The sequence below is a fragment of the Enterobacter sp. BNK-14 genome (genome assembly GCF_047456095.1).
In the GTDB taxonomy this organism is placed as follows: Bacteria; Pseudomonadota; Gammaproteobacteria; order Enterobacterales; family Enterobacteriaceae; genus Enterobacter; species Enterobacter kobei.
In genome coordinates, this window is sequence record NZ_CP179897.1 from 1580653 (window position 1) to 1596765 (window position 16113).

The following is a 16113-nucleotide window of genomic DNA, read 5'->3' on the forward strand; positions in this document are numbered from 1 at the left end:
AGGTCGGGCGAAGAAAAATCAGGAGCCCAGACGATAGTTCGGGGACTCTTTGGTGATCGTCACGTCGTGAACGTGGCTCTCCTGGATACCCGCACCGCTGATGCGTACGAATTCCGCTTTGGTACGCAGCAGGTCAATGGTACCACAGCCGGTCAGACCCATACAGGAGCGCAGGCCGCCCATCTGCTGGTGAATGATCTCTTTCAGACGGCCTTTATAAGCAACGCGGCCTTCGATACCTTCCGGCACCAGTTTGTCAGCGGCGTTATCGGTCTGGAAGTAACGGTCAGAGGAACCTTTGGACATCGCGCCCAGGGAGCCCATCCCACGATAGGATTTGTATGAACGGCCCTGGTAGAGTTCGATTTCACCCGGGGATTCTTCGGTACCGGCCAGCATGGAGCCCACCATCACGGCAGCAGCGCCCGCGGCGATGGCTTTAGCGATGTCGCCAGAGAAGCGGATACCGCCGTCAGCGATAACCGGAATACCGGTGCCTTCCAGCGCTTCAACCGCGTCAGACACAGCGGTGATCTGCGGAACGCCCACGCCGGTGACGATACGGGTAGTACAGATAGAGCCTGGACCGATACCTACTTTCACCGCGCTGCAGCCGGCATCTGCCAGCGCACGAGCGCCTGCGCCTGTTGCCACGTTGCCGCCGATGATCTGCAGGTCCGGGTACTTAGCACGGGTGTCACGAATACGCTGCAGAACGCCTTCAGAGTGGCCGTGTGAGGAGTCGATCAGCAGGACGTCAACGCCCGCAGCCACCAGCGCATCAACACGCTCTTCGTTACCGGCACCGGCACCCACCGCTGCACCCACGCGCAGACGGCCATGCTCGTCTTTACAGGCGTTAGGTTTACGTTCTGCTTTCTGGAAATCTTTCACGGTGATCATGCCGCGCAGATGGAAATTCGCATCGACAACCAGCGCTTTCTCAACGCGTTTTTCGTGCATTTTCGCCAGCACTACGTCGCGGGTTTCACCTTCGCGAACGGTCACCAGACGCTCTTTTGGCGTCATGTAGACGCTGACAGGCTGGTTCAGGTCAGTCACGAAGCGCACGTCACGGCCGGTGATGATGCCAACCAGCTCGTTATCTTCGGTCACAACCGGGTAACCGGCGAAGCCGTTACGTTCGGTCAGGGCTTTCACTTCGTGCAGAGTGGTGGTTGGCAGAACGGTCTGAGGGTCAGACACAATGCCGGATTCATGTTTCTTCACGCGGCGAACTTCTTCCGCCTGACGCTCGATAGACATGTTTTTATGGATAAAGCCAATGCCGCCTTCCTGTGCCAGGGCGATAGCCAGGCGCGCTTCAGTCACGGTGTCCATTGCCGCGGAGAGCATAGGAATGTTCAGACGAATGGTTTTCGTCAACTGCGTGCTGAGGTCGGCAGTATTCGGCAGAACGGTGGAATGAGCGGGAACGAGGAGGACGTCGTCAAACGTCAGTGCTTCTTTAGCGATACGTAGCATGGGCAATATCTCTGACCTGGGTGGTTAAATATTGCCGTGGCATTATACAGAGCGTAACCGATTGCATCTACACTTTTTTAAAAAAAATGCTTGCGATTGCCTCTCAGCAGGTTACTATCGACTGAATAACTTGCTGATTTAGAATTTGATCCCGCTCACATGTTATCCTCTCAATCCCCCTCAATTTATACCGTCAGCCGCCTGAATCAGACGGTGCGTTTGCTGCTTGAGCAGGAAATGGGGCAGGTCTGGATCAGCGGTGAGATCTCTAACTTCACGCAGCCCTCTTCCGGCCACTGGTACTTTACCTTAAAAGACGACACCGCCCAGGTGCGCTGCGCGATGTTCCGCAACAGCAACCGCCGCGTGACGTTTCGTCCGCAGCACGGCCAGCAGGTTCTGGTTCGCGCCAATATTACCCTGTATGAACCGCGCGGTGATTATCAAATTATCGTCGAGAGTATGCAGCCTGCGGGCGAAGGGCTGTTGCAGCAGAAGTATGAGCAGTTAAAAGCAACGCTTTCTGCCGAGGGGCTTTTCGACCAGCAGTTTAAAAAACCGCTGCCCTCTCCTGCCCACTGCGTTGGGGTCATCACCTCAAAAACCGGTGCGGCACTGCATGATATTTTACACGTCCTCAAGCGTCGCGACCCTTCCCTGCCCGTCATCATCTACCCGACCGCCGTGCAGGGCGACGATGCGCCGGGCCAGATTGTGCGCGCCATTGCGCTGGCCAACGCGCGCCAGGAGTGTGACGTACTCATCGTCGGGCGCGGTGGCGGCTCGCTGGAAGACCTGTGGAGCTTTAACGACGAGCGCGTGGCGCGGGCAATCTTTGCCAGCCTTATCCCCGTCGTGAGTGCCGTCGGGCATGAAACTGACGTAACGATAGCCGATTTTGTCGCGGATTTACGTGCGCCTACGCCTTCCGCGGCGGCAGAAGTGGTGAGTCGTAACCAGCTGGAGCTGCTGCGTCAGATCCAGAACGGCCAGCAGCGCCTTGAAATGGCGATGGACTACTTCCTCGCCAACCGTACCCGTCGCTTTACCCAGCTTCATCATCGTCTGCAGCAGCAGCACCCGCAGCTGCGCCTGGCGCGTCAACAGACGGTGCTGGATCGTCTGCGCCAGCGTATGAATATCGCGCTGGATACTCAGCTGAAACGCGCCGTTTCGCGCCAGCAGCGCGTGACGCAGCGCCTTAACCAGCAAAATCCGCAGCCGAAAATTTACCGCGCGCAAACGCGGATTCAGCAGCTGGAGTTTCGTCTGGCGGAGACTCTCCGCGCCCGGCTGAGTACCACCCGCGAACGTTTTGGCAATGCGGTGACCCATCTTGAAGCGGTCAGCCCCCTCTCCACGCTGGCGCGCGGCTATAGCGTCACCACCGCGACGGACGGGAAAGTGCTGAAACAAACCAAACAGGTCAAAGCCGGGGATGTGCTGACCACCCGCCTGTCTGACGGCTGGGTAGAAAGCGAAGTGAAATCAATTAAACCGGTGAAAAAGACGCGTCAGCGCAAAACCGGATAATTCTTCGCCGGTTACTTACTATACTGCAGCTATTCCCTTTTTTGATAAGGAGAGCTGCATGACCCATCTTTATAGCGTTATTCCCCCTTATATTCTGCGTCGTATTATCGAAACGGGCTCCGAGCCGCAGCAGCGCTGCGCCCGTCAGACCTTAACCCACGTGCAGACGTTAATGGCCCATATGCCGGGCAAGCCCGCCGCCCCGCACGTGAATAAAGCCGGTCAGCTGGAGCGCGATATTTACGATGCGAAGCAAACCCAGGAGCTGCCGGGTACCCAGGTACGTTATGAGGGTCAGCCGTCGAATGGCGATGTCGCAGTCGATGAAGCCTACGCGTATTTAGGGATTACCCATGATTTCTTCTGGAAAGAATATCAGCGCGATTCACTCGATAATAAAGGGCTTATTTTGACCGGGACCGTTCACTACGGCCGGGAATATCAGAACGCCTTCTGGAATGGTCAGCAGATGGTATTTGGCGACGGCGACGGGGAAATATTTAATCGCTTCACGATTGCCATTGACGTGGTGGCGCACGAACTGAGCCACGGCGTAACCGAGACCGAGGCCGGACTGATCTATTTTGAACAGTCGGGCGCGCTAAACGAGTCTCTCTCTGACGTGTTTGGCTCGCTGGTGAAACAGTATCATCTGAAGCAAACCGCCGATAAAGCAGACTGGCTGATTGGTGAAGGGCTGCTAGCCGCAGGAATTAACGGCAAAGGGCTGCGCTCGATGTCTGAACCCGGCACCGCCTACGATGACCCGCTGCTCGGCAAAGATCCGCAGCCCGCGCACATGAAAGATTTCATTAAAACGCGCGAGGATAACGGCGGCGTGCATCTGAACTCCGGTATCCCCAACCGGGCGTTTTATCTGGCCGCGACGGCGATCGGCGGTCACGCATGGGAAAAAGCGGGTTATGCCTGGTACGACACAGTTTGCGATCGCAATCTGGCGCAGGATGCAGATTTTGAGGCCTTTGCAAAACTAACGATCGCGCACGGAGAGAAACGCTCCGGTAGCGACGTCGGAGCGGCCATAAAACAAGCCTGGGAACAGGTGGGAGTGCTGTAAATGCAGGTTCCGGAACTGACGGATGACGCCGTAGTTGAGCTGGCCCGGGAAGGCGGCGTCGCTTTTATTCCTAAGCTGAGCGGTCAGCGCACCATCGCGCTGTCCTCGCTCAATGAAGCCCAGCGCCAGCGCCTGGTGAGCATCCTGGAGCAGGCGTTTCCACGCGGCCAGCCGCCCGGGCAAGCCACGTCACCCGGCAGCGGTGACCAGCGCTATTTCCGCATCCAGATTATCTGGACCGGGCAGAATCAGGCACATTATGCCGATATCATCGTGCTGGTGCCCGAGCAGGAAGCACCCGAGTCGCTGGTCGAACTGTGGCAGAAAGGCGAAGGCTGCGTGTGTGATTAACGTTCTGCCGGAATAAACTCCACGCGCTTTTTAGAGATTAAGCCGTGGCCGTTCTGGCAGAAATAATCCACCGCGCCACAGGCTTTTAAAACCTGGAGCGGCTGATGGCACTCCGGGCAACGGGCTTCAAGCGCAATGTCTTTGTTACAGTTCTCGCAGTGCGCCACCCCATTCTGGGGCTCCAGCGTTGCCTGGCAATCCGGGCAGGTAATCGTCATGGTGACTCCTTCAAAGCATTCAGGTATGGGGTAATTTTACCACGTTGCGTTCAGTGCGGACCACGCAACTGTTGCTGCAAGGTCAGCAGCAGCGCAACTTCCTCGATCCGACGGCGCGTAGTACGGCTCACCTCCTGCGGATCCCGCTCAAACAGACTTTTATCGCCAAGAATATGTCCCGCAAGACAGTGCTCGTAGATTGTGCCGGGGAGAGACCAGCGCTGGATATCATCCCCCTCAATGACCTCCAGCACATCTTCCGCGCCGCGCCGGTCGTGACTGATGGTGCGCCCGTCACGCAGATGCAGACGCAAGCCTTTTTGCCCGCCCGCAGGTCCTGCGTATTTGTTAAGCCAGATGTCCACCGGTACGCCGCTGATGCTTCCCTGAAGATGCGCCTCACCTTCCGCCGTGGTCAGGTCTCCTTTTGCAATAGCGCGGCCCAGACGGTCTTTAGCGGCAACGACCTGTAGCGTCATCTCGTCATCGCCCCCCAGAAAGCACATCGTTTCACGCAGCATCGCCAGCACATGCGTACCGATATCCAGAATCACGCCATCAGGGTGACGAAGCGTTCTGGTATCCGGTTCACCGGTGGAGAAATTAAGCGCGATGGGTTCGCCGACAGCGTTATACCCGCTTGGCTCCTGCAAAAAGCCTTCAATTCTGACGACGTCAGAAAAATGATCGACCAGCGAGCGCTTCACCGTTTCGATGCGCGCCATCCAGTGGTCGAGCGCCAGCACGCGGGATGCCGCACCGGGCGTGGCCAGCAGCGCATTAAGCTTATCTATTTGGGGAAGCGTGGCGACAATCGGTTTTTCTATCACAATCCGGGAGATCGGTGAGGCGATTGCCTGCTCAAGCACCTCAAGATGGTGCAGCGATGCGGTAGTGATAAACAGGGTATCAAGCGGGGTGGCAAGCAGTTCCGCAAGCGAGGCGCAGCGCATCACGCCTTCAGGGTGCTTTGCCGGGAGAACATCAAACCCGAAACAACGAACCGGGCGGCCATACAGGTTACGCAATGCGGGCAGATACGCTGTCTCCACTACCGCACCAAGACCAACAAATCCTAACTGCATATTTTCACCTCAGGGAATAACGTGCCGGGGCGTAACGCCAGCCCCGGCACGCTGAGGTTTATGAGGCGCTAGCTGCTGGTTTCGTTTGCGCATTTTCCAGCATACGACGCACCGGAACAATGAGGACGATCAGCACCGCGGCACAAATCAGCAGCGCGATGGAGCAGCGGGCGAAGAGATCCGGCAGCATATCCAGCTGGTCGGCCTTCACGTGACCGCCGATCAGGCCGGCCGCCAGGTTACCCAAGGCACTGGCGCAGAACCACAGACCCATCATCTGGCCGCGCATTCTTTCCGGCGCCAGCAGGGTCATGGTCGCCAGACCGATCGGGCTCAGGCACAGTTCACCCAGCGTCAGCATCAGGATACTGCCCACCAGCCAGAACGGCGACACCCCCGCCCCACCGTTGCTCAGTACATTCTGTGCCGCCAGCATCATCAGGCCAAAGCCCGCTGCCGCACACAGAATACCGATCACGAATTTGGTGATACTGCTCGGGCGGATGTTCTTCGTCGCGAGTTTCGGCCATGCCCAGCTGAACACCGGGGCCAGCAGGATGATGAACAGCGCGTTAATCGACTGGAACCAAACCGCCGGGATTTCAAAATCACCGATCATGCGGTTAGTGTAGTCGTTGGCAAACAGGTTGAACGAGGTTGGCTTCTGCTCAAACGCAGACCAGAAGAACGCCGCGGAGACCAGCAGAATAAAGCACACCAGCAGTCTGGCGCGTTCTTTACGGTTCAGGCCAGCAAAAACAAACAGATAAATAAAGTAGAGGGCAACAGACGCAGCAATCACGTAGACCAGCACGCTGGCTACCGCGACCGGGTTAATCACAATCACGCCCTGCGCAATCAGCGTCACGAGCGTTGCCACACCTGCCGCCAGCACCAGCAGCCAGATGCCCACGCCATTACGCTTCACCACCGGACTGTTCCAGGTGGAATCCAGACCGACTTCGCTGTCGTAGCGTTTCATCGCCGGAACCGCAAACACGCGGAAGATAATCAGCGCCACCAGCATCCCGATGCCGCCAATACCAAAGCCCCAGTGCCAGCCGTGGGTTTTAATCAGCCAGCCGGAAATCAGCGGGGCAATGAACGAGCCCATGTTAATGCCCATATAGAACAGCGAGAAACCGCCGTCACGACGCGCATCGCCTTTTTTATACAGAGTCCCCACCATGACCGAGATACAGGTCTTGAACAGGCCAGAGCCGAGCACGATGAACATCAGGCCGATAAAGAACAGGTTGTCACCCATGATGGCCGACAGCGCAATCGACAGGTGGCCGAGCGCAATCAGAATTGAACCGTACCAGACGGCTCTCTGCTGCCCAAGCCAGTTATCCGCCAGCCAGCCCCCCGGCAACGCGGCCAGGTACATGGTCCCGGCAAAGATACCGACAATCGCCGAGGCGTTTTCACGGGCCAGGCCCATCCCGCCGTCATAGACGGTGGCGGCCATAAACAGGATCAGTAACGGACGAATGCCGTAAAACGAGAAACGCTCCCACATCTCGGTGAAAAACAGTGAACCGAGCGGATACGGATGGCCGAAGAACGTTCGGCTCTCTTTTTGATTAACAGAGGATTGCATAATTCTCCCGAAAGGTATGTGTCGTGCTTGTAAACACCAGCAAGTACGCCGGCCAGTTACGTATCTGACCGATTTTTTACATGCGGCGAAAAGTTAGTTAACCATTTGATAACCAGATGCTAGTTTTGTCTAGTACCGGGCCCGGGACTTTAAGACGAAAATTCGACGATTGTCTACTTTCTTAGTTTTAAACATGGTTAAAAGTGAATAGTGATTGACATCACACAGAGAAAACCGGCGGTATGATTGGGCAAAACAAAGCCCGCGACATGCGCGGGCTTTTGTGAGTTCAGCAAAGCTTATTTGCTTTTCTTAATGTGCTTAATCAAGCGCTTACGCTTACGCATCTGGTTCGGCGTTAGGGTGTTGCGCTTGTTAGCGAACGGGTTTTCCCCTTCCTTGAACTGGATGCGGATAGGCGTGCCCATCACGTCCAGCGATTTACGGAAGTAGTTCATCAGATAGCGCTTGTAGGAATCCGGCAGGTCTTTCACCTGGTTGCCGTGGATCACCACGATTGGCGGGTTATACCCCCCGGCGTGAGCATATTTCAGCTTCACGCGGCGACCGCGTACCAGCGGCGGCTGATGGTCTTCCGCAGCCATATTCATGATGCGGGTCAGCATGGCGGTGCTCTGACGGCGGGTGGAGCTGTCATAGGCTTCACGCACGGATTCGAACAGGTTACCGACGCCGCTGCCGTGCAGGGCAGAAATAAAGTGCACGCGCGCAAAGTCGATAAAGCCCAGACGGAAGTCGAGGGTCTCTTTCACCTGCTCGCGCACTTCATTGCTCAGGCCATCCCATTTGTTGACCACGATAACCAGTGAACGCCCACTATTGAGGATAAAGCCGAGCAGAGAGAGATCCTGATCGGAGATTCCTTCGCGTGCATCAATGACCAGCATGACGACGTTGGCATCTTCAATCGCCTGCAGGGTTTTGATAACGGAGAATTTTTCCACCACATCGGTGATTTTCCCGCGCTTACGTACCCCGGCGGTGTCGATGAGGACATACTCACGCTCATCGCGCTGCATCGGGATGTAGATGCTGTCGCGCGTGGTGCCAGGCATGTCGTAAACGACCACGCGCTCTTCACCCAGAATACGGTTAGTAAGTGTAGACTTACCTACGTTTGGACGCCCCACGATAGCCAGCTTGATTGGCAGATCCTGCGGATTGAAGTCGTCTTCAGGCTCTTCTTCGCCCTCAACGCCCTCTTCAAACTGCGCCCAGTATTCAGCGTCTTCGTCCACCTCTTCCGGCGGGTTAACTTCATCAACCCATGGCAGCAGAACGGTTTCCAGCAGGCTAGTCACGCCGCGACCGTGCGATGCCGCAATGGGGTAGATTTCACCCAGGCCTAAAGACCAGAAGTCCGCAACGGCCTGATCGGCATCGATACCGTCAGTTTTGTTCGCCACCAGGAAAGTGGGCTTTTCACGCGAGCGCAGGTGTTTGGCGATGGCGGAATCTGCCGGCATCAGTCCAGCGCGCGCATCCACCATAAACAGCACCACGTCCGCTTCTTCAATCGCCAGCAATGACTGTTCCGCCATGCGGGTTTCAACGCCGTCCTCTGTACCGTCAATACCACCGGTATCAATACAGATGAACTCGCGTCCTTCCACCTCTGCACGACCGTACTTACGGTCACGCGTCAGCCCCGGGAAATCCGCAACCAGCGCATCACGGGTGCGTGTTAAACGGTTAAAAAGAGTGGATTTTCCAACGTTAGGGCGCCCGACAAGCGCGACCACAGGTACCATGTTTGAAGCCTCATAAAATTCAAATAAACGTCGCATTCGCGGCGTTTTTAAAAATGTCAAAACGGCTCCTGAGTGAACAGGAGCCGTTTAGTATACTACAACCGCCGGGTAATTAACGCGTGATCGCGTACAGCGTACCGTCTTTTGCCTGAATCAGCAGTTTGCCGTCAGCCACAACCGGATCGGTCAGGAAACCAGAGCTGTCGACTTTTTGCTGTGCAACAAAGCGGCCGTTATCCGGATCAATCCAGTGCATATACCCTTCGCTGTCGCCTACCACCAGGCTGCCGTTGTACAGTGCTGGCGCGGTCAGCAGACGGTGCAGCAGATCGCTTTGCGTCCACAGGGTCACGCCGCCTTCAGTGCTCAGCGCCAGCAGACGGTCGTTCTGGTCAACCATATAGATACGGTTACCGTCCACGATGAAATCATTTACAGAACCCAGTTCACGTTTCCACATGATCTGGCCGCTGCGCAGATCCAGCGCGGTGAGGTTACCGTTATAGGCCAGCGCGTAAACCACACCGTCTACGATGACCGGCGTTGTGTCGACGTCGCTCAGACGGTCAATTTCCGTTGAGCCTGTAGCCTGAGAGATACGCTGCTGCCAGATCATCTGACCCTGCTGCATCAGCACGGCACTCACGCGACCGTTATCACCGCCTACAATTGCTGCACCGAATGCGGTAGCAGGCGCAGATTCACCGCGCAGAGAGAGCGCAGGCATGTCAAGGTTGACGGTCCATTTCACCAGACCGTCCGCTTCGTTCAGCGCCTGCAGCTGGCCGTTGCTGGTATGAATCAGCACCAGGCCGTCGCTCACGACCGGGCGAGACAGGGATTCACCGGCCACGGTAGTTTGCCAGGCAATGGAGCCGTCGCTGGTGTTCAGGGCATAAACCTGCGCCTTTTCGCTACCCACGTAGACATGACCACCGGCAACCGTCAGGCCGCCAGACAGCAGTGCAGGTTTACGGGAGAACCAGCCATCTTTTTCCGCCAGGTTAACAGACCAGACTTCTTTTCCGTCATCAGCATTGACCGCTTTCACGGTACCTTTACGATCGGCGGCATAAACAACGCTGTCCGCAAAGGCCGGATGAAGGTTGGAATAAAAGTCACCAATACCATTACCAACGGAGACATCCCACGCGGTAGAAGGGGTAAACTGGTTTTCAACCGTCGGCAGTGGGGACATTTTTACAACGTCTTCTTCGCCACTGAACAGTGAACAACCACTCAATAACGTAACAGAAAGCAGTCCTGGCAGAAGTAATTTACGCAATTGCATCGGGTCCCTCTCAGACGGACAAATTATTTATTTTCATCTGCATCATTTCGCTCAGCGCAGGTGAAGCTTTGCTATCCACGCCAGCTTGCCACGCTTTACGCGCGCCCGCTTTGTCACCTTTGCTCAGCAGCGCTTCACCGCGCAGATCGGCAACGATGGCAGCAAAACCTTCGCCTTTAACGGTATCGAGCGTTTTCAGCGCATCGTCAGCTTTTTTCTGCTGAACCTGAATACGTGCCAGGCGCAGATTAATCACTGCTTTCAGGTTTTCATCGCTGGCAGCAGCAAGACCCTGAGTCAACTGAGCAACAGCTTTATCCAGTTCGTTCTTATCAACGTACTGCTGAGCCACTTCCAGCGCAGCCAGCGCGCCGTAGGTGTTTTTGTTGTCAGCAGCAAATTTCTCTGCCGCAACCAGCGTTTGTGGCTGATCGGCACGGATCGCGCTCACGGTATTTTCATAGGTCAGAGACGCGCCGCGCGCGGTATCCGCCTGATGATTGTTCCAGTAACGCCAGCCAATCAGCGCGCCCACACCTAAAATCACCCCAACAACCAGCGCTTTGCCGTTCTCAACAAAGAAGCGTTTAATCGCGTCGACCTGATCGTGTTCGTTCTCGTAAATTTCCACGCAGTCTTTCTCCTTAGCCCAATAGAGTGCGCAAATGCGCCGCAACGCCGTCCTGCGTTACCGTTGTTTGCTCACCAGAGCGCAGGTCTTTAACTACCACTTCGCCGTTAGCCACTTCGGACTCACCCAGCACCAGTGCAATACTTGCGCCCCACTTATCGGCACGAGCAAACTGTTTTTTGAAGTTGCCGCCGCCATGATTGGTCATCAGCTTAACGCCCGGCAGCGCATCGCGCACGCGTTCGGCAAGCTGCATCGCCGCAGACTGCGTTTCCGCGCCTGAGGCCACCAGGTATATATCGACAACGGAATCTGCTTTAAATTCCGGATTAACAGCCTGAACTAACAAAACAAGTCGCTCAAGGCCCATCGCGAAGCCAACGCCAGGTGCCGCACGGCCACCCAGTTGCTCAACCAGACCGTCATAACGACCGCCGGCACACACGGTGCCTTGTGAACCGAGGCTGGTGGTCACCCACTCAAACACGGTGCGGTTGTAGTAGTCCAGGCCGCGCACCAGACGCTGGTTCACGGTGTAGGCAATGCCCGCTGCTTCAAGCAGCTTGCACAGGCCGGTAAAGTGTTCGCGAGACTCGTCGTCCAGGTAGTCTCCCAGCGCAGGTGCATCATTCAGCAGCGCCTGCACATCCGGGTTTTTGGAATCCAGCACGCGCAGCGGGTTGCTGTACATGCGGCGTTTGCAGTCTTCGTCCAGCTTGTCTTTATGCTGTTCCAGGAATGCAACCAGCGCATCGCGATAGTTCGCACGCGCTTCCAGAGAACCGATAGAGTTCAACTCCAGCGAAACGTGCTCAGCAATACCGAGCGCGCGCCACCAGCGGGCCGTCAGCATAATCAGTTCGGCGTCGATGTCCGGACCCTGCAGGCCAAACACTTCCACACCCAGCTGGTTGAACTGACGATAACGACCTTTCTGCGGACGTTCGTGGCGGAACATCGGGCCGATATACCACAGGCGCTGCTCCTGATTGTACAGAAGACCATGTTCGATGCCGGCGCGTACGCAGCCCGCCGTCCCTTCCGGACGCAGAGTCAGGCTGTCGCCGTTGCGGTCCTCAAAGGTGTACATCTCTTTTTCAACCACATCGGTCACTTCGCCGATCGCGCGTTTGAATAACGGGGTCTGCTCTACAATCGGCAAACGGATTTCGCTGTAACCGTAGCTGCCGAGCACCTGCTTCAGTGTGCCTTCAATGCGCTGCCAGATGGCGGTTTCGCCAGGCAGGTAATCGTTCATGCCGCGGATGGCTTGAATGTTTTTTGCCACGTTTATTCTCTTTCTATATACAAAAAAAACCCAAAGAATGGGTTCAATCATACATGGGAAGCGGCACGCTTCCCATCACGTTATTTTTCAACCTGCTGAACGCTAATACGCTGTGTCTCGTCCATCATCGCGGCTTTAGCGCGGATGCGAGCTTCGAGCTGGTCGATCATGTCACTATTATCCAGACGATCTTTACGAACGCCATCTTCATAGAGACCACTTTTCTTGTTACCGCCGGTCACGCCCAATGTGGACACCAGCGCTTCACCCGGACCGTTCACCACGCAGCCGATGATGGAGACGTCCATCGGGGTGATGATATCTTCCAGACGCTGCTCCAGGGCATTCACCGTACCGATCACATCAAATTCCTGACGCGAGCAGGTTGGGCAGGCAATGAAGTTGATCCCACGCGCACGAATACGCAGTGATTTCAGGATATCGAAACCGACCTTGATCTCTTCTACCGGATCGGCCGCCAGCGAAACGCGCAGGGTGTCACCGATCCCTTCAGAGAGCAGCAGTCCCAGACCGATCGCGGATTTGACAGAACCGCTACGCAGGCCACCCGCTTCGGTAATCCCGAGATGCAGAGGCTGATCGATCTGTTTTGCCAGCAGGCGGTACGACTCCACCGCGAGGAATACATCAGACGCTTTTACGCTAACTTTGAACTGATCGAAGTTAAGACGATCGAGATGATCGACATGGCGCATCGCGGATTCGAGCAGCGCCTGCGGCGTGGGTTCACCGTATTTTTCCTGCAGATCTTTTTCCAGCGATCCCGCGTTGACGCCGATACGGATAGGGATATTTTTGTCACGGGCGCAGTCCACCACCATGCGGATGCGCTCTTCGTTACCGATGTTGCCCGGGTTAATACGCAGGCAATCAACACCGTATTCGGCGACTTTCAGCGCGATACGGTAGTCGAAGTGGATATCCGCTACCAGCGGAACGCTGACCTGCTGTTTGATCAGCTTGAACGCCTCTGCGGCATCCATGGTGGGCACGGAGACGCGAACAATGTCCGCGCCTACACGCTCTAATGCTTTGATTTGATTGACCGTTGCTTCCACGTCCGTGGTGCGCGTGTTGGTCATCGACTGAACGGCGATGGGTGCCCCATCGCCGACTGGCACATTCCCAACGTAAATCCGTTTCGATTTTCTACGTTGAATCGGAGCCTGGTTATGCATGAAAAATCTCCCGCGTTGCCCGTCTGTTACTGTGCTGCTGATTGTTCGGCATTAACGGTAAGACGTGCAACCTGGTTAGTTCTGATAAAGCGGCTCAGGTCGACAGGTTTTCCTTGATACTGGATCTGTACCGCTGCCGGAGCGCCGATTTTAAGTTTGTAAGGTGCCTGACCCGTTAGGTTTAACGTGCCATCTTTCCGCTGCAGGCCGCTAAACAGTTTTTTACCTGTCGCGTCAGTGACTTCCAGCCAGCAGTCGGCAGTGAAGTTCATCACCAGCGCGTTTGGATCGGCTGCTGGTGCGGCAGTAGCCGCCGGGTCGGTTGGCAGGGATGCCGCGGTATTGTCCGTTGGCTGAGTCGCCGCAGGCGCGTTCGCCGCAGTATCAACATTCGCCTGAGAAGGGGCAACGACCGCGTTCTGATCCTGAGCCTGAGGCGCAGCGGTGTTAGCCGTGGCTGCCGGAGCCTGCGCCGCATCGGTTGCCGGAGCCGTTGTTTGCGGCTCGCTTGAGGTGGCTGCACCGTCGGTGTTCAGCGGGACGCTCTGAGCGCCACCATTCCCTGCCTGATTGAGTTCAGCAGAGGATTGATCGGCCATGGTGGTGATCTCTTCCTGCTGCGCCTTATGGTTTTGCCACCACCACGCGCCGGTCAGGCCGATCACCACAAACAGCACCAGCCAGGTAAAGCTCATCAGCCAGCCATCACGTTTTTTACGACGTTTCCCCAGGGAGAAAGTTTGCATCGGCGCCACTTTCGCTGCGCGAACCGGTGCCTGCTTCTCCATCATTGGCAGTAATTCGTTTTCGGGGATGTGCACCAGTTTTGCGTAAGAGCGGATATAACCGCGCAGAAATGTTGAAGCCAGATCGGCAGGCGCCTTATCTTCTTCAATATCGCGAACCGTGGAAACCTTCAGGCACAAGCGTTCTGCAACGGCTTGCTGGCTGAGTCCGAGTTGTTCACGGGCGTTGCGAAGACGAACGCCAGTGGAGAGTGCTTCATGTTGGTCGTGAGTGGCTTCAGTATTCATTCGCTACAACTACTGGTACGTGAAAAAAAGGGTTCAGGTGCCGGTGAGTCACAATGCCACCCGCACCGCGAAACTTCAGGTCAGTTAACCTTGAACAGACAGTATAAGACTGTCAGCCCGGAGATGACAGTACAGCCCTGCCCGAACGGCTAAACTGTTGTTACGTCGTTACATACTGCCCGAAAGTCGGATGAAACGCACCGTAATTATTGATCAGTCTTCACGAATCTGACTGATTATTCAGTAAGATTATGCATCACGGCGCAGATAATGCGCCGTGAGTGCATAATAATCAAACAGCTTTGACCGCAATCGTCTCACCCTGCATGCGTTTACGCAGGGTACGTTTGGTTCGGTCAATGACATCGCCAGCCAGTTGTCCACACGCTGCATCAATATCATCACCACGGGTTTTACGCACGATAGTGGTGAAACCATACTCCATCAGTACCTTGGAGAAACGGTCGATACGGCTGTTCGAACTACGGCCATACGGCGCCCCCGGGAACGGGTTCCATGGGATCAGGTTGATTTTGCATGGCGTATCTTTCAGCAGCTCAGCCAGTTGATGCGCGTGCTCGGTACCGTCGTTAACGTGGTCAAGCATCACGTACTCGATGGTGACGCGGCCCTGGTTGGCGTTGGATTTCTCCAGGTAACGGCGCACGGCAGCGAGGAAGGTTTCGATATTGTACTTTTTGTTGATCGGTACAATTTCGTCACGAATTTCATCGTTTGGTGCGTGCAGAGAGATAGCCAGCGCAACGTCAATCATGTCGCCAAGCTTATCCAGCGCAGGGACAACGCCTGACGTCGACAGCGTCACACGACGCTTGGACAGGCCAAAACCGAAGTCATCCAGCATGATTTCCATTGCCGGTACCACGTTAGTCAGGTTCAACAGCGGCTCACCCATCCCCATCATCACCACGTTGGTGATAGGACGCGTACCGGTCACTTTTGCCGCACCGACGATTTTCGCCGCACGCCAGACCTGGCCGATAATTTCAGAGACACGCAGGTTACGGTTGAACCCTTGCTGTGCGGTAGAGCAGAATTTGCACTCCAGCGCGCAGCCCACCTGGGAGGAGACACACAGCGTGGCGCGGTCTTCTTCCGGGATGTAGACGGTTTCAACGCGCTGATCGCCTACGGCAATCGCCCATTTGATGGTGCCATCGGCAGAGCGCTGCTCTTCCACCACTTCCGGGGCGCGGATTTCAGCCACTTCTTTGAGCTTGTTACGCAGCACTTTGTTGATGTCAGTCATTTCATCAAAGTTGTCGCTGCAGTAGTGGTACATCCATTTCATCACCTGATCGGCACGAAACGGCTTCTCACCCATATCTTTAAAGAACTCGCGCATCTGCTGACGGTTCAGGTCCAGCAGGTTAATTTTTCCATTTTTATTGGGAACCGCAGGAATGGCGACTTCGGAGGTATTCACTAATTCAGACATAATATTTTCCGGCCTCGTTGTTACACGTTGTGGCCCCTGGAGGGTTGAATAGAAACGCCCCGGACAGCGGTCTGCTCATCCGGGGC

At 55.8% G+C, this 16113-nt stretch carries 14 protein-coding genes; 3 read left to right on the top strand and 11 right to left on the bottom strand.

Annotation, left to right across the window (positions count from 1 at the left end):
* Positions 1 to 18: 18 nt before the first annotated feature.
* A complete protein-coding gene (gene guaB / locus ACMGGM_RS07555) occupies positions 19 to 1485 on the bottom strand; it encodes an IMP dehydrogenase (protein WP_014884799.1) in 1467 nt (488 codons plus the stop codon).
* Between the two features lie 159 nt (positions 1486 to 1644).
* On the opposite strand from guaB, the gene xseA reads away from it, so the two are divergent.
* From xseA to ACMGGM_RS07570, 3 genes are read left to right on the top strand one after another with little or no spacing between them, the layout of a single operon-like run.
* The gene (gene xseA, locus ACMGGM_RS07560; RefSeq protein ID WP_023331070.1) at positions 1645 to 3018 is read left to right on the top strand and encodes an exodeoxyribonuclease VII large subunit; all 1374 of its coding nucleotides are present in this window, start codon (positions 1645 to 1647) and stop codon (positions 3016 to 3018) included.
* A 58-nt stretch (positions 3019 to 3076) separates the two neighbouring features.
* Positions 3077 to 4096, top strand: coding sequence for a M4 family metallopeptidase (locus ACMGGM_RS07565; protein ID WP_014884801.1), 1020 nt, complete (start codon positions 3077 to 3079; stop codon positions 4094 to 4096).
* Entirely contained in the window at positions 4097 to 4447 is a 351-nt protein-coding gene (locus ACMGGM_RS07570) for a protealysin inhibitor emfourin (RefSeq protein WP_014884802.1), read from the top strand.
* Here the strand turns inward: ACMGGM_RS07570 and ACMGGM_RS07575 are convergent.
* The 10 genes from ACMGGM_RS07575 to ACMGGM_RS07620 all read right to left on the bottom strand — a co-directional run bounded on the left by ACMGGM_RS07575 (position 4444) and on the right by ACMGGM_RS07620 (position 16027).
* On the bottom strand, positions 4444 to 4665 hold the full coding sequence (locus ACMGGM_RS07575) for a zinc ribbon domain-containing protein (RefSeq protein WP_014884803.1): 222 nt from the start codon (positions 4663 to 4665) through the stop codon (positions 4444 to 4446). The genes ACMGGM_RS07570 and ACMGGM_RS07575 overlap by 4 nt on opposite strands.
* Before the next feature lie 50 nt (positions 4666 to 4715).
* Entirely contained in the window at positions 4716 to 5750 is a 1035-nt protein-coding gene (locus tag ACMGGM_RS07580; RefSeq protein WP_023331071.1) for a hypothetical protein, read from the bottom strand.
* A gap of 58 nt (positions 5751 to 5808) precedes the next feature.
* Positions 5809 to 7353 carry a peptide MFS transporter gene (locus tag ACMGGM_RS07585; RefSeq protein ID WP_023331072.1) on the bottom strand — a complete coding sequence of 515 codons (1545 nt, stop codon included), beginning with the start codon at positions 7351 to 7353 and terminating at the stop codon, positions 5809 to 5811.
* A 299-nt stretch (positions 7354 to 7652) separates the two neighbouring features.
* A complete protein-coding gene (der, locus tag ACMGGM_RS07590) occupies positions 7653 to 9125 on the bottom strand; it encodes a ribosome biogenesis GTPase Der (RefSeq protein WP_014884806.1) in 1473 nt (490 codons plus the stop codon).
* 112 nt (positions 9126 to 9237) lie between these two features.
* Positions 9238 to 10416 carry an outer membrane protein assembly factor BamB gene (gene bamB / locus ACMGGM_RS07595; RefSeq protein WP_014884807.1) on the bottom strand — a complete coding sequence of 393 codons (1179 nt, stop codon included), beginning with the start codon at positions 10414 to 10416 and terminating at the stop codon, positions 9238 to 9240.
* A 10-nt stretch (positions 10417 to 10426) separates the two neighbouring features.
* Complete coding sequence (locus ACMGGM_RS07600; protein ID WP_014884808.1) at positions 10427 to 11047, bottom strand: YfgM family protein; 621 nt, start codon at positions 11045 to 11047, stop codon at positions 10427 to 10429.
* Between the two features lie 13 nt (positions 11048 to 11060).
* A complete protein-coding gene (gene hisS, locus ACMGGM_RS07605; RefSeq protein ID WP_014884809.1) occupies positions 11061 to 12335 on the bottom strand; it encodes a histidine--tRNA ligase in 1275 nt (424 codons plus the stop codon).
* Between the two features lie 80 nt (positions 12336 to 12415).
* Complete coding sequence (gene ispG, locus ACMGGM_RS07610; protein WP_023337626.1) at positions 12416 to 13534, bottom strand: flavodoxin-dependent (E)-4-hydroxy-3-methylbut-2-enyl-diphosphate synthase; 1119 nt, start codon at positions 13532 to 13534, stop codon at positions 12416 to 12418.
* Between the two features lie 26 nt (positions 13535 to 13560).
* Positions 13561 to 14568, bottom strand: coding sequence for a cytoskeleton protein RodZ (gene rodZ / locus ACMGGM_RS07615; protein ID WP_023338666.1), 1008 nt, complete (start codon positions 14566 to 14568; stop codon positions 13561 to 13563).
* A gap of 292 nt (positions 14569 to 14860) precedes the next feature.
* The gene (locus tag ACMGGM_RS07620) at positions 14861 to 16027 is read right to left on the bottom strand and encodes a bifunctional tRNA (adenosine(37)-C2)-methyltransferase TrmG/ribosomal RNA large subunit methyltransferase RlmN (protein ID WP_014884812.1); all 1167 of its coding nucleotides are present in this window, start codon (positions 16025 to 16027) and stop codon (positions 14861 to 14863) included.
* Positions 16028 to 16113 lie beyond the last annotated feature (86 nt).